General features: G+C 68.5%; 13 protein-coding genes. 8 read left to right on the top strand and 5 right to left on the bottom strand.

Features of this window, described 5'->3' with window-relative positions:
• Positions 1 to 87: 87 nt before the first annotated feature.
• Positions 88 to 1005: a spermidine synthase gene (locus ABIC21_RS05705; RefSeq protein ID WP_354349448.1), complete on the top strand. Its 918-nt coding sequence runs from the start codon at positions 88 to 90 to the stop codon at positions 1003 to 1005.
• 28 nt (positions 1006 to 1033) lie between these two features.
• On the opposite strand, the gene ABIC21_RS05700 is transcribed toward ABIC21_RS05705, so the two are convergent.
• Entirely contained in the window at positions 1034 to 1948 is a 915-nt protein-coding gene (locus ABIC21_RS05700) for a LysR family transcriptional regulator (protein ID WP_354349447.1), read from the bottom strand.
• 143 nt (positions 1949 to 2091) lie between these two features.
• Between ABIC21_RS05700 and ABIC21_RS05695 the strand changes: the two genes are divergently transcribed.
• The gene (locus ABIC21_RS05695; protein ID WP_354349446.1) at positions 2092 to 2841 is read left to right on the top strand and encodes a 3-hydroxybutyrate dehydrogenase; all 750 of its coding nucleotides are present in this window, start codon (positions 2092 to 2094) and stop codon (positions 2839 to 2841) included.
• Between the two features lie 111 nt (positions 2842 to 2952).
• On the opposite strand, the gene ABIC21_RS05690 is transcribed toward ABIC21_RS05695, so the two are convergent.
• Positions 2953 to 3189, bottom strand: coding sequence for a helix-turn-helix domain-containing protein (locus ABIC21_RS05690; RefSeq protein ID WP_354349445.1), 237 nt, complete (start codon positions 3187 to 3189; stop codon positions 2953 to 2955).
• 17 nt (positions 3190 to 3206) lie between these two features.
• A complete protein-coding gene (locus ABIC21_RS05685; protein ID WP_354349444.1) occupies positions 3207 to 3422 on the bottom strand; it encodes a hypothetical protein in 216 nt (71 codons plus the stop codon).
• A 681-nt stretch (positions 3423 to 4103) separates the two neighbouring features.
• Between ABIC21_RS05685 and ABIC21_RS05680 the strand changes: the two genes are divergently transcribed.
• The 6 genes from ABIC21_RS05680 to ABIC21_RS05655 all read left to right on the top strand — a co-directional run bounded on the left by ABIC21_RS05680 (position 4104) and on the right by ABIC21_RS05655 (position 11466).
• Positions 4104 to 5072, top strand: a complete 969-nt coding sequence (locus tag ABIC21_RS05680; protein ID WP_354349443.1) for an NAD(P)-dependent alcohol dehydrogenase — start codon at positions 4104 to 4106, stop codon at positions 5070 to 5072.
• A gap of 122 nt (positions 5073 to 5194) precedes the next feature.
• Positions 5195 to 6037 carry an IclR family transcriptional regulator gene (locus ABIC21_RS05675; RefSeq protein WP_354349442.1) on the top strand — a complete coding sequence of 281 codons (843 nt, stop codon included), beginning with the start codon at positions 5195 to 5197 and terminating at the stop codon, positions 6035 to 6037.
• A gap of 234 nt (positions 6038 to 6271) precedes the next feature.
• Entirely contained in the window at positions 6272 to 7969 is a 1698-nt protein-coding gene (hutU, locus tag ABIC21_RS05670) for a urocanate hydratase (RefSeq protein WP_354349441.1), read from the top strand.
• Between the two features lie 99 nt (positions 7970 to 8068).
• Entirely contained in the window at positions 8069 to 9661 is a 1593-nt protein-coding gene (gene hutH / locus ABIC21_RS05665; protein ID WP_354349440.1) for a histidine ammonia-lyase, read from the top strand.
• A 150-nt stretch (positions 9662 to 9811) separates the two neighbouring features.
• Positions 9812 to 10048, top strand: coding sequence for a hypothetical protein (locus tag ABIC21_RS05660; protein WP_354349439.1), 237 nt, complete (start codon positions 9812 to 9814; stop codon positions 10046 to 10048).
• Positions 10049 to 10161: 113 nt separating this feature from the next.
• A complete protein-coding gene (locus ABIC21_RS05655) occupies positions 10162 to 11466 on the top strand; it encodes a cation:proton antiporter (RefSeq protein WP_354349438.1) in 1305 nt (434 codons plus the stop codon).
• A 33-nt stretch (positions 11467 to 11499) separates the two neighbouring features.
• Here the strand turns inward: ABIC21_RS05655 and hutG are convergent, their stop codons facing one another.
• Positions 11500 to 12480, bottom strand: coding sequence for a formimidoylglutamase (gene hutG, locus ABIC21_RS05650; RefSeq protein WP_354349437.1), 981 nt, complete (start codon positions 12478 to 12480; stop codon positions 11500 to 11502).
• A 162-nt stretch (positions 12481 to 12642) separates the two neighbouring features.
• Entirely contained in the window at positions 12643 to 14085 is a 1443-nt protein-coding gene (locus ABIC21_RS05645; RefSeq protein ID WP_354349655.1) for an NCS2 family permease, read from the bottom strand.
• Between the last annotated feature and the right edge of the window lie 17 nt (positions 14086 to 14102).

Below are 14102 nucleotides of genomic sequence, written 5' to 3'. Positions count from 1 at the left end.
TTGCTGCGGGGCCCGGAGCCAGCCGCGGTAAGGCCCGTCCGGGCCAGTGAACTAGGCTTGAAACATGAGCAAAACGGTGGACGCCTGATGGCCAAGCGGGGCAGGGCGGCCAGCCGGAGCAACACCGAAAAGACCGCCGGAGTCGTGGAGATCCCAAAGGGCAGCCGCCCCGACGGTCCCGTGGAGGGCATCTACTACATCGATACCGGTGACTGCGAGCTGATCGCCGACCAGGACAACTCCAGCGGCTGGCTGCTGCGGATCAACGGCGTCATGAGCTCGCACATCGACCTGGCGGATCCACTGTTCCTCGACTTTGAATACATGCGCTGGATTTCTGCCCTGGTGGAATCGCGCTGGCCGCGGGACTCCCGGCCGAAGCTGCGCGCCCTGCACCTTGGCGGCGGAGCATGCTCGCTGGCGCGCTACTTCCACGCCGCCTACCCCGAGGCCCGCCAGGTGGTCGTGGAACTCGACGGCAAGTTGGCCGAATATGTCCGGGGCTGGTTCGACCTGCCGAAGGCGCCGCTGATGCGGCTGCGGGTGGGGGAGGCCCGCGAGGTCACCGAAAGCCTGACGCCGCAGACCCGTGACCTGATCATCCGCGATGTCTTCGCCGGCTCGCTGACCCCGCGGCCGCTCACCACGAGGGAATTCAACGAGCACGCCAAACGCATTCTGGCCCCCGGCGGGATCTACGTCGTGAACTCCGGCGACGCGCCGGACCTGAGAAACGCCCGCGAGGACGCCGCCACCATCGCGGACACCTTCAAGCACACCGTGATCATCGCTGACCCCGCCATGCTCAAGGGCAGGCGCTATGGGAACATGATCATGGCAGGCAGCGACCTCCCGTTCGACGACGACCCGGGACTTGCGCGGCGGCTGCTGGGCGGCGCGGTGCCGGCCCACATCTGGGACGACGCCAAGGTCCGGGCCTTTGCCGCCGGCGCCCCCGTCCGCCGCGACCCGAAAACGGTGGAACCGGCGTCGGCTGCTCCGTAACGGCCCGTTAGGCGCCCCAAAACGGCGGTTACGGAGCAGTCGATGAGCCGCCCCGCCCCAGGAGCGCCTTGCGGTGTGCCTTCGTCTGTTCGCGCAACGCCTGCACCACGGCCGCGACGGCCGGGCGGCGCATGGAGTCGGGCCGCAGCACCATCCAGTACGGCAGCAGTTCGGCGAACTCCTCCGGCAGCAGCCGGACCAGGTCCGGATGCAGGTCCGCCGCGAAACACGGCAGGAACCCGATCCCGGCGCCGGCGCGGGTCGCCTCCACGTGGACGAAGACATTGGTGGAGCTCAGGCCGTCCCGCATGGTGGGCACGAGGCGCCGCGGGGCGTCCAGGTCGTCTACCTGGAGCATGGAATCCACGAAGTAGACCAGCGAATGGGTGGTGAGTTCCTCGATCGTCGTGGGGGTGCCGTACTCGGCAAGGTAATCGAGGGAGGCGTACATGCCGAGCATGTACTCGCCGAGCCGGGCGGCCTCGGCCCGGTGCACCTGCGGTTCGCCCACCACGACCTCGATGTCCAGTCCGGAACGCTGCTGGAGCGCCCGCCGCGTCACCGTGATGATCTCGACGCTGAGGCCGGGGTGGTCACGGCGCAGCCTGGCCACCGCGGGGGCCGCGATGTAGGCGCTGAAGCCGTCCGTCGCGGTCATCCGGACGACGCCGGTGATCGGGTCCGGTACCCGGCCGGGCTGTTCGAGCATCCGGACCGCCGCTTCCACCCGCTCCGCCACCTGCACGGCTTCCGCGCCGAGTTCCGTGAGTTCCCAGCCGCCGGAGGCGCGGGACAGCACGCGCCCGCCCAGGGCCTTCTCCAGCGCAGCGATCCGGCGCGACACTGTGGTGTGGTTCAGCCCCAGGGACTGGGCCGCCGTCGTGAACTTCGCGGAGCGGGAGACGGCCAGAAGTACGAGCAGGTCATCCGGGTTGGCATTCATATCTGCAATTCTGCACATAAGGGGTGCTGGTTTGACCATTGAATCGCCCACTTTGTGCGGCAATACTCAGTACAACTGCTCAGCGCTGTGCATCGCACCTCCTCTGGGCTGTTGACGACCGCAAAACTTGAGGAGTGCAGGACATGGAAAGCAGCTTGAACGGGCGCAAGGCCCTGGTGACCGGCGGAGCCGGCGGAATCGGCGCTGCGAGCGTCCGGGCCCTCGCGGCACGGGGTGCCAAAGTGGTCATCGCGGACATGGATGAGGCCGCGGCTGCAGCCCTCGCCGATGAGGTCGGCGGTACCTCCTGGGCGGTCAACCTGCTCGACGTCGAGTCCCTCCAGTCCGTCAGCCTGGACTGCGACATTCTCGTCAACAACGCGGGCATCCAGCGCATCAGCCCGATCGAGGACTTCGACCCGGCGGACTTCCGCCGCCTCATCACACTCATGCTGGAAGCGCCGTTCCTGCTCATCCGCGCCGCTCTGCCGCACATGTACGCCAACAACTTCGGCCGCATCATCAACCTGTCCTCCGTGCACGGGCTCCGCGCCTCGCCGTTCAAGAGTGCCTATGTCTCGGCGAAGCACGGCCTGGAGGGCCTGAGCAAGGTCACGGCGCTGGAAGGCGGCGCGCACGGCGTCACCTCCAACTGCATCAACCCCGGCTATGTCCGGACCCCGCTGGTCGAGTCCCAGATCGCGGACCAGGCCAAGGTGCACGGGATCCCGGAGTCCGAGGTGCTCACCAAGATCATGCTGACCGAGGCTGCCGTCAAGCGCCTCGTCGAGCCGGAGGAGGTCGCCTCCCTCGTCGCCTGGCTGGCCTCCGACGACGCCGGCATGGTCACCGGCGCGAGCTACACGATGGACGGCGGCTGGTCAGCCCGGTAGCGCGCCAGCCATACAGCAACCGCCGCGCACACAGCAACGCGGGGTCAGATCGCGCCCACGCCGGGACCCTGGATGGGCTCGATCTGACCCCGCGTTGCTCCTGGTGGCTGGTCAGTCAGTCTTCCTGCCGTCCTTAGTGTCGTCGCCCTGATCCTGGGTGGCCGGCTCGGTGGCGCGGCGGATGTAGTCGTTGACGGCTTCTTCTGGAACCCGGAACGAGCGGCCCACGCGCACGGCCGCGATGGCGTGTGATTTCACCAACCGGTAGACGGTCATTTTGGACACCCGCATGGCCGCAGCGACCTCCGCGATCGTCAGGAAATGGGAGGAGAGATTCGCTGTGTTCATGTCTTCTGGCCCGTCCACTAGTCGGGGTACCGGAGTTGCCGGTAATCGTAAAACGTGACGTCCCCGACTGCGCTGCCGGCGGTACGGAGACCCACGTAGGGGGCCTCGATCACAGCCACTGTTCCGACGTGCCGGCCGTTGAAGGGATCATCGCCAACCAGCACCTCTCCCACCCGGAATGGGACGCGCGGGGTGCCGGCGCGGCTGACGGTGCCCCACAGGAAGCGGGCCACACGGCGTCGGTGGTGTTGTGGTCGTTGGTGTTGTGCCTGCGGAGATGCTGGTGACTCCATCGGAACCGCTCCTTCGGAAAGCGCCACTCGGACTAGCAGCGGCTTCCGGACCAGCTTTGTGAGGGTTCCCTGCCCCGCGACCCGGCCGGTCCGTGCCGCCGTGAAGCTACTGTAGCCCTCAGCCCCATTCGTCACACGAGTAACTTCTACCCCTCCCAGACCGGGTACCACTTGGGATGCGGCGCCGACTACTTGCCCCGCCGGTAATCCGTCCCGTTCCCGCCCAGGGCAAGGGTCCCGCGCAGTCCGATCATTATCGCGCCGCCTGCGGTGTCCAGCGCGGCGATCCGCCGGGGGTGAAGTCGCAAACCAGTGGCGGGCCGTACCGGCGATCACGAACAGCACGTTGGGTCAGGGCGCGGCTATCAGGAGGAGGGCGGCGAGGGCAAAGGCCAGCAGGTGGGTGGCGGGGACCATGACTCAATTTAGCCCCGCGGGGGGACCCCGCCGCCGGTCCGCGGGTCCGGCGCCCTACCGGAGGGGCATCCGGCCGTGATAGAACCGATCCGGGTCGCGAATCCCTTCGTCTCCTGCGCTTTGAGCAGGGCCGTGCCTCGCCCGTGCGCTCAGGGTGCCGCTGGACGCTGCATTCCAGTACCCCGACTGTGAAGGAGACGCGCCATGAAAGCCATCACCCAGGATATGTACGGCTCCGCTGACGTGCTCGTGCTGCGCGACGTCGACACTCCGGTACCCGGCGACGATGATGTGTTGATCCGGGTCCGCGCCGCCGGCGTCGAACAGGGCGTCTGGCACCTCATGACCGGACTGCCGTTTCTGACCCGGGCCTTCTTCGGGTTCAAGGCCCCCAAAAACCCGATCCGCGGCAGGGAAGTCGCGGGCCGGGTCGAGGCGGTGGGGCAGAACGTTGTCGGGTTCCGGCCGGGGGATGAAGTGTTCGGGACCGCCGAGGGAACCTTCGCCGAATTTGTCTGCGCCAAGGAGGGCAAGATTGCCCTGAAGCCGGTGAATTCCACCTTCGAGCAGGCAGCGGTCGTGCCCATCTCCGCCACCACGGCATTGCAGGGCCTGCGCGACAGCGGCCGGCTCCAGCCCGGGCAGGAGGTCCTGATTATTGGCGCCGGCGGCGGAGTGGGCTCCTTTGCCGTCCAGCTCGCCAAGGCGCTCGGGGCGCAGGTCACGGGCGTGTGCAGCACGGCGAAGCTGGATCTGGTCCGGTCGATCGGGGCCGATCATGTCATTGACTACAAGCACGACGACTTCGCCGACGGCGCGCGGCAGTTCGACCTGATCCTGGACACGGCCGGTAACCGACCGCTGTCGGTCCTGCGGCGGGCGCTGAAGCCCCGCGGAACCCTCGTGATCGTAGGAGGCGAAGGCGGGGGCCGCTGGACCGGAGGATTTGAACGGTCCCTCCGGGCTGCCCTGCTCTCACCCTTCGTCGGGCAGAGATTGACGGGCCTGATGGCAACGGAGCGCCAGGAGGACCTCCGCTATCTTGCCCAGCTCGTCGACGCCGGTGCCGTCACCTCCGTGATCGAAAAGAGCTTTCCGCTGGGTGACACCCCGGAAGCAATACGTTACATGCACGACGGCCACGCCCGCGGGAAGGTCGTCATTACGGTCTGAGGAGGCCTGCTTCATTGTCCGGGATCCCAGACACCGCTGACGATGCAGGACTGTCTTGGACCACCGCCCCGGGCGCATGCTTAAGTACGGGATACCGGACACCGCGTTATTGAAGAGGATCCATGCCAGCCACCAGCAGTACCCCGCCTGCCGACGGGGCGGCGCCCCAATCCGCCCCGCCCAAGGTGACCTCCAAGGTTCCGGCGGCGGAAAATACCCTGCGCATCCTCAAACTGCTGGCCTCCAAGCGGGGGCCGATGGCGGCGTCGAACATTGCCACTGCGCTGGGTCTGCCGCGTTCCAGCGTCTACCACCTCCTGGGCGTGATGGAGGCCAACGGCTTTGTGCTGCACCTGCACGAGGAGCAGCGCTACGGGCTGGGGATCAGTGCCTTCGAGCTCAGTTCGGCGTATTCGCGGCAGGAGCCGCTCTCGCGCCTGGGCCGGCCGCTGCTCGCCTCGCTCGTGGATGCGATCGGCGAAAGCGCCCACCTCGCGGTGCTGCACGGCCGCGATGTTCTCTACATCGTGGAGGAGCGGGCCAAGAACCGGCCCTCGCTGGTGACCGACGTCGGGGTGCGGCTGCCGAGCCACCTCACCGCGAGCGGGCGCGCCATCCTCGCCGCGCTGCCCAAGTCGCAGGTCCGGGCGCTGTACCCCAACGCGGCCGCCTTCACCGCCCGGCACGAGACCGAGTCGCCGATCATGAAGTATTCGGCGCTCTCCTCGCATCTGGACCAGGTCCGGCAGCGCGGCTACGCCACCGAACACGGGGAGGTGACGCCCGGCTTTGGATCTATCGCGGCCGCCGTCACGGACCATGTGGGCTGGCCGACCGCTGCCATCGCCGTGACCTTCCTCGAGGACAAGCTGCCGCCCGAGGAGTGGCCCGCCCTTGCCGTCCGGGTGCGGAAAGCCGCGGACGATCTGTCCCTCCGGATCCACGGCCGCCCGCAGCCCAACTGACCCCCCCACCCCACCCCGGTTGCCCTATCACTTTTGGCTGCCATTTGGGCATTTTGGGGACCAAAAGTGATAGCGCAACGGGAGGCGGGGGGAGACGGCGGGCCCGTCTGGAATCCCGGACAGCACCCCTCTGTGGGCCCTGTTTCCGCGGCCGCGGACAGGCTTTAGTTGATACAGAACCTCATTCCTCCTCATCCACCAGCACAGAACCACCAAGACACAAAGGAGCCCCTCATGGCACCCGCCGATTTCACCACCGGTGCCCGCCCGGTCAAAGCAGCCCGCGGCACCGAGCTCACCGCCAAGAGCTGGCAGACGGAAGCCCCGCTGCGCATGCTCATGAACAACCTGGACCCCGAGGTCGCCGAACGTCCCGATGACCTGGTGGTCTACGGCGGCACCGGCCGCGCGGTCCGGTCCTGGGCCGCGTTCGATGCGATCACCCGCACCCTGGAAACCATGGAAAAGGACGAGACCCTGCTGGTCCAGTCCGGCAAGCCGGTCGGAGTCTTCCGCACCAACGAATGGGCGCCGCGGGTCCTGCTGGCCAACTCCAACCTCGTCGGCGACTGGGCGAACTGGCCCGAGTTCCGCCGGCTCGAGGCCGAGGGCCTGATGATGTACGGCCAGATGACCGCCGGGTCCTGGATCTACATCGGCACCCAGGGCATCCTGCAGGGCACCTTTGAAACCTTCGCCGCGATCGCCCGCAAGCTCACCGGCGACGAAAACGGCACCCTCGCCGGCACCCTGACCCTCACCGGCGGCTGCGGCGGCATGGGCGGCGCCCAGCCGCTCGCCGTCACCCTGAACGACGGCGCCTGCCTGATCGTCGACGTCGACGAAAGCCACCTGCGCCGCCGCGCCGGCAAGCGCTACCTCGACGAGGTGGAGACCGACCTTGACGCCGCGATCGCCAAGGTCCTGAAGGCCAAGGAGGAGCGCCGCGGCTGGTCCGTGGGCTACGTCGGCAACGCCGCCACGGTCTTCCCGGAGATCCTGCGCCGCCACAACTCCGGTGAGCTCACCGTGGACATCGTCACGGACCAGACCTCCGCGCACGACCCGCTGAGCTATCTGCCCGAGGGCATCACGGTGGAGGAATGGCACCGCGAGGCCGCGGCCGATCCGGAGGGCTTCACCAAGAAGGCCCAGGCCTCGATGGCCAAGCACGTCCAGGCCATGGTCGAGTTCCAGGACGCCGGCGCCGAGGTGTTCGACTACGGGAACTCCATCCGTGACGAGGCCCGCAAGGGCGGCTACAGCCGGGCCTTCGAGTTCCCCGGCTTCGTCCCGGCGTACATCCGGCCGCTGTTCTGCGAGGGCCTGGGCCCGTTCCGCTGGGTGGCGCTCTCCGGCGACCCGGAGGACATCGCGGTCACGGACAAGGCCATCAAGGAGCTGTTCCCCGAGAACAAGCACCTGCACCGCTGGATTGACGCCGCGCAGGAACGGGTGGAGTTCGAGGGTCTCCCGGCCCGCATCTGCTGGCTGGGCTACGGCGACCGCGCCAAGGCGGGGCTGCTGTTCAACCAGCTCGTCAGGGAGGGCAAGGTCAAGGCGCCCATCGTGATAGGCCGCGACCACCTCGACTCCGGCTCCGTCGCCTCGCCGTACCGCGAAACCGAGGCCATGGCTGACGGCTCGGACGCCGTGGCCGACTGGCCGCTGCTCAACGCCCTGCTCAACACCGCCTCTGGCGCCACCTGGGTCTCCATCCACCACGGCGGCGGCGTCGGCATCGGCCGCTCCATCCACGCCGGCCAGGTCTCCGTCGCGGACGGCACCGACCTCGCAGCGCAGAAACTCGAACGCCTCCTCACCAACGACCCCGGTATGGGCGTCATCCGCCACGTCGACGCCGGCTACGACCGCGCCGTCGAAGTCGCCGCCGAACGCGGCGTCCGCATCCCCATGTCAGAAACCCGCTAACCAGCTCCCCAACCCACATCGACTGCTCCGTAACTGCCGTTTTGAGCCACCAAAAGGGCACTTGCGGAGCACTCGACGAGAATGAAGCAGGAACATCCCATGACTGTCACCACGCACTCACCGCTCACCGTCACCCTCGGCTCCAGCGGCGTCACCCCCGAGGATGTCGTCGCCGTCGCCCGCCACGACGCCAAGGTGACCATCTCCCAGGACGCCCTCGACGCCGTCGCCAAGGTCCGCGCCCACATCGACAGCCTGGCGCACAGCGAGGTCCCCGCGTACGGCATCTCCACCGGTTTCGGCGCACTGGCCAACCGGCACATCCCGACCGAGCTGCGCACCCAGCTGCAGAAGTCGCTGATCCGCAGCCACGCAGCCGGCATGGGCCCGGCCGTGGAACGCGAGGTGGTCCGCGGCATCATGTTCCTGCGCGCCAAGACTCTCGCCTCCGGCCGCACCGGCGTCCGCCCCGTGGTCCTGCAGACTATGGTGGACGTCCTCAACGCCGGCATCACCCCGGTGGTCCGCGAATTCGGCTCGCTCGGCTGCTCCGGTGACCTCGCGCCGCTGTCCCACTGCGCCCTCGTCCTGATGGGCGAAGGCGAAGCGACGGGCCCCGACGGCGTGACTTACGGCGGGCGGGGCGAGGGACCTGTCGCAGAACTCCTCGCCGCGCACGGGATCGAGCCCGTCACCCTGGCCGAGAAGGAAGGCCTGGCGCTGGTCAACGGCACCGAGGGCATGCTGGGCATGCTGCTGATGGCCATCGCGGACATCCGCCAGCTGCTCACGACGGCGGATATCACCGCCGCGCTCAGCGTCGAGGCGCTGCTCGGCACCGACCAGGTGTTCCTGCCCGAGCTGCACGCGGCCCTGCGCCCGCACCCCGGCCAGGCCGCCTCCGCGGACAACATGCTCCGGGTCCTGTCCGACTCCCCGATCGTGGCCTCGCACCGGATCAACGACACCAAGGTCCAGGACGCGTACTCGCTGCGCTGCGCCCCCCAGGTGGCCGGCGCCGTTCGCGACACCGTGGACCACGCCGCCATGGTCGCCTCCCGCGAGCTGGCCGCCGCGATCGACAACCCGGTGGTCCTGCCCGACGGCCGGGTCAGCTCCAACGGCAACTTCCACGGCGCCCCGGTGGCGTACGTGCTGGACTTCCTGGCGATCGCCGTCGCGGACCTGAGCTCCATCGCCGAGCGCCGGACCGACCGCATGCTCGACCCGGCCCGCTCGCACGGGCTGCCGGCGTTCCTCGCGGCGGACCCGGGCGTCGACTCCGGCCTGATGATCGCCCAGTACACCCAGGCCGGGCTGGTCTCGGACAACAAGCGGCTGGCGGTCCCGGCGTCGGTGGACTCGATCCCCAGCTCCGCGATGCAGGAGGACCATGTGTCGATGGGCTGGCACGCGGCCCGCAAGCTCCGCCGCGCCGTGGAGAACCTGCGCCGCGTCCTGGCGATCGAACTCGTGACCTCGGCGCGGGCACTCGACATCCGCACCCAGCTCTCCGGCGGCGACCTCACCCCGGGTCCCGCCGGCACAGCCGTGATCGCCGTCCTGCGCGACGTCGTCGAGGGTCCCGGCACGGACCGGTTCCTGTCCCCGGAACTCGAAGCGGCGGACCGCCTCGTCGCCTCGGGCCGGGTCCGGGCGGCGGCCGAATCCGCCGTCGGAAATCTCGCCTGAGGGAAAACAAAATGCAGTCTGGGTGACCAAATTCCGGCGCCCCCGAAATAGTGGGCAACACGGCCAGCGGGGGCCCGGGAACTGTAGTACAAATGGAAAGTCACACCAACGAAGTTGTGACGAGGAACATATACAAAGGGGTAGAAGTTCATGAAAGCACGCGGGACGGTAATGTCCAGGCGCCTGGCATCGGTCAGCGCAGTCTCCGACTGGCGGAGCCTCAAGGCTGGGGACCGGGTCGAAATCCTCAAGCATGCCCAGGTTTTGGCCGCCGGTGAGGTCGAAGAAGTCTCACTGAGCGGCAACGTTCTCTGGCTGGTCCCGGCGGTCCCGTCCGAGACGGAGCTTTTCCTCAAATCCGACGGCGTGGAGGTGCGGCGCAGCTAGCCGCAACCGGTTTTTACGCCGCTCGCGCGTATCTTGGTGAGGGGGCGCCGTTCCGCAGGGGACGGCGCCCCACTCATCCCCGGGCATCCGGGCCCCGGCAGGAGGATCACGCAGTGTTTGAGGCTCCCAGCATCATTTTTGCGGCGGCCGGCCTGGCCGTCTTCGCCGCAGCCCTTCTGCCCAAGCTGCTGCGCAATGCGCCGCTGTCCATGCCGATGGTCTTCCTGGCCGCGGGCATGCTGGCCTTCACGTTCATCCCGGCGCTGCCGGACCCGGACCCCCTGCAATACGGGGAGTTCACCACCCACCTGACCGAAATCTGCGTCATCATCTCGTTGATGGGCGCCGGCCTCGCGCTCGACCGTCCCGTGGGCAGGCGCGAATGGTCCACCACCTGGCGGATGCTGGGCGTGGCCATGCCGATCTGCATCGTTGCCCTCACCCTGCTGGGCCTGGGGGTGCTGGGGCTGGGTCTCGGATCCGCACTGCTGGTCGCGGCGGCGCTCGCGCCCACCGACCCGGTGCTGGCCTCGGAAGTCCAGGTGGGGGAGCCCGCCGATGACGAGGACGAAACCGAGCGCGGCGAAGACGAGATCCGCTTCGGACTCACCTCCGAGGCGGGCCTGAATGACGGCCTGGCTTTCCCGTTTGTCTACCTGGCCATCGCCATCAGCCTGTTGGGCCCCTCGCCGTCTGAGTGGTTTGTTTCCTGGTTCGCCACCGACGTCGTGTGGCGGATCGGCATGGGCGTGCTCCTTGGCTGGCTGGCCGGGAAGGCCCTGGGCCGGCTGTTCTTCTCCGCCCGGGACAGCGTCCGGCTGTCCGGCCACTCCGAAGGCTTCGTGGCGCTGGCGGCGACCTTCCTGGCTTACGGGGTGACGGAAATGCTAGAAGGCTACGGGTTCATCGCCGTCTTCGTGTGTGCGGTGACCATCCGGGCCGCGGAACGCACGCATGGGTTCCACCGGGTGATGCACTCCTATGTGGAGCAGCTCGAACGGCTCATGACGGTGGTCATCCTGGTGCTCCTGGGCGGCGCGATCGCCCGGGGCCTGCTCGCCGGCATCGGCTGGGCGGAGATCCTGGTGGCGCTGGCGTTCCTGCTGGTCGTCCGTCCGCTGGCCGGCTGGATCGGCCTGGCCCGGGGCAAGACCGGCCCGCGGGAACGGATCGCCATCGCCTTCTTCGGCATCCGCGGCATCGGCTCGCTCTACTACCTCGCCTACGCGCTCAGCAAGGGCGACTTCGGCGCCCAGGCCGAAGAGCTGTGGGCATTCATCGGCCTGGTGGTGGCGATGTCCATCGTGTTGCACGGGGCGACAACGGCGCCCGTCATGAACAGGCTGGACCGGCTCCGCGAACGGAAGGCCGTGCGGCAGACAGGCGACGAGGGCAAGGCGCCCAAAACACCGATCTGACGGGGCCGGCCGCGGTGCCCGGCGGCCTGGCGGCTACCCCAGCAGCGTATTAATGAGCCGCGCTGCCACCTTCGCGGTCCGGGCGTCGACGTCGAACTCCGGGTTCAGCTCGGCCACATCGAGGTGCAGCAGCTTTCCGCTCGCAGCCACTTGGCGGCACACCGCGCTGATCACCGGCAACGGCACGCCGTAGGCCGCCGGCGCGCTCACGCCCGGCGCCACCGAGGCCGGCAGCACGTCCAGGTCGATGGTCAGGTACAGGGCGTCGACCTGGGCCAGGAACGCGGCCACAAACACGCGCGCGGCCTCGGCGGAGCAGTCCTCGTCCAGCAGGTAGTCCACGCCCAGCTCCTCGGCGGTCCGGAACAGCGCCCGGGTGTTGTTCGGTTCGGAGATCCCGACGACGGCGTACCTCAGTTCCCGGCCGGCGGCGGCTTCCGCGCGGGCCATCTGCAGGAACGGTGTCCCGGAACTGGGCACGGCCTCGTCGCGGAGGTCGAAGTGCGCGTCCAGGTTCAGCACCCCCACGCGCAGGCCCTCGCGGACCGCCGCCGAGCCTGCCACCCCCAGGTAGCTCGCGAACGCGGTCTCGTGCCCGCCGCCCAGCACCACGGGAAGCTGCCCGGCGTCGAGCAGGCTGGTGATGGCGAGCCCGGCGCGCGCCTGTCCCGCTTCCAGGGCATCCCCGGCCACGGTGACGTCGCCGGCGTCGTGCACGTCCCGGTGGAGGTGGAAGGCGAGCGGACCGAGGGCGGCGCGGATCGCAGCGGGGGCGGCGGCGGCACCGGTGCGGCCCTTGTTGCGGCGCACCCCGGCGTCGCTGCCGAAGCCGAGAATGACGGCGGGGCGTGCGGCGGGCTGGCCAGGGGCGGGCTGGACGGAGACATGCTGGACGCCGTGCCGGGTGTAGGTCGTGACGGCCTGCCACCAGCGGCGGTGCTCGGGGGAATCGCCGTCGAACCGTCCGGTCCAGGGCTGCGGCGGGACATCAACGGCGGGCACGGGGGAAACCATGCCCCTAGCTCACCGCAGCCCGGGCCGGAAAACCAGCCGCGCCGCCGTCGGACTGTCCGTAATCCCGGAATCCGCCCCTTAAACGCCGCCGAGTTCGCACTTCGCGGCAATGTTTTCGGGAAACACTGCCGCGAAATGCGAACTCGGCGGGGAAGGGAGTGCCTAGTGCATGCCCAGCGCGGCCTCGATCGGGCCGATCGCGAAGAACAGCAGGAACGCCGCGGCCACAGCCCACATCAGCGGGTGCACCTCGCGCGCGCGGCCCTGGAAGGTGCGGATCAGGACGAAGGTGATGAAGCCGGCACCCAGGCCGTTGGCGATCGAGTAGGTGAACGGCATCAGGGTGAAGGTCAGGAAGGCCGGGATCGCGATGCCCAGATCCTGCCAGTCGATCTTGCCGACCTGGGAGACCATCATGAAGCCGACGATGACCAGCGCCGGGGCCACGGCCTCGAACGGCACGAGGTTGATCAGCGGAGTGAAGAACATGGCCACGAGGAACAGCAGGCCCGTGACGATGGAGGCCAGGCCGGTCCGGGCGCCTTCGCCGATGCCGGCGCCGGATTCGACGTAGATCTGGTTCGAGGACACCGAGGCGCCGCCGCCGATGATCGCGCCGAGCGCGTCCACCTGCAGGACACGGTCCACGTTGGGGATGTTGCCGTCCTTGTCGATGCTGCCGGCCTCCGTGGCCAGGCCCACCATGGTGCCCATGGCATCGAAGAAGATGCTAAGCAGGATCACGAACGCCAGCAGGGTCGCGGCGACGAAGCCCAGGTGCTCAAAGGCGCCGAAAGGGTTGGCCTGGCCGATCAGCGACAGGTCCGGGGCTGCCCATTCGGAGAACGCCGGGGCCACAAGGGACCAGCCCTGCGGGTTGTAGGTGGTGCCGTCGAAGCTGGGGCCGATGTGCAGCGTGAATTCCAGGATCACGGACAGGACCGTCGAGGCGACAATCCCGATCAGGATCGCGCCCTTGACCTTGCGGACCACGAGGGCGATCGTGAGGATCAGGCCGAAGACAAAGACCAGGGTGGGCCAGCCCAGCAGCTTGCCGTCGAAGCCCAGGCCGACGGGAACGGTGGTGCCGGCAACGTCCGGGATGCGGCGAACGAAGCCCGCGTTGACCAGGCCGATCAGGGCGATGAACAGGCCGATGCCCACCACGATCGCGGTCTTCAGGCCCTCCGGGACCGCCTTGAAGACCGCGGTCCGGAAGCCGGTGAGGACCAGGATCAGCATGGTGATGCCCGAGAGCATAACGAGGCCCATCATGTCCGGCCAGGTCAGGCCGGGGTTGGTGGCCACCGTGACTGCGACGAAGGCGTTGACGCCCAGGCCTGTTGCCAGCGCGAAGGGGTGCTTGGCCCAGGCGCCCATCAGGATGGTCAGGATGCCGGCCACAAACGCAGTGACGGCGGCGACGGCGGGGAAGCCGAGGGTGGCGCCGGAGGAATCGGGACCGGAGAGGATCAGCGGGTTCAGCACCACGATGTAGCTCATGGCGAAGAACGTGGCGAAGCCTCCGCGGATCTCGCGCGAGAAGTTCGACCCCCGCTCGGATATCTTGAAGTACCGGTCGAGTGCGGAGCCCTGCTTGAGCATTAGGTCTTGCATTAGTC

The sequence above is a fragment of the Pseudarthrobacter sp. PvP090 genome, assembly GCF_040547365.1.
Taxonomy (GTDB): Bacteria; Actinomycetota; Actinomycetes; order Actinomycetales; family Micrococcaceae; genus Arthrobacter.
Note: the sequence above shows the minus strand (reverse complement) of the source record. Positions and strands in the feature narration are given on the sequence as shown.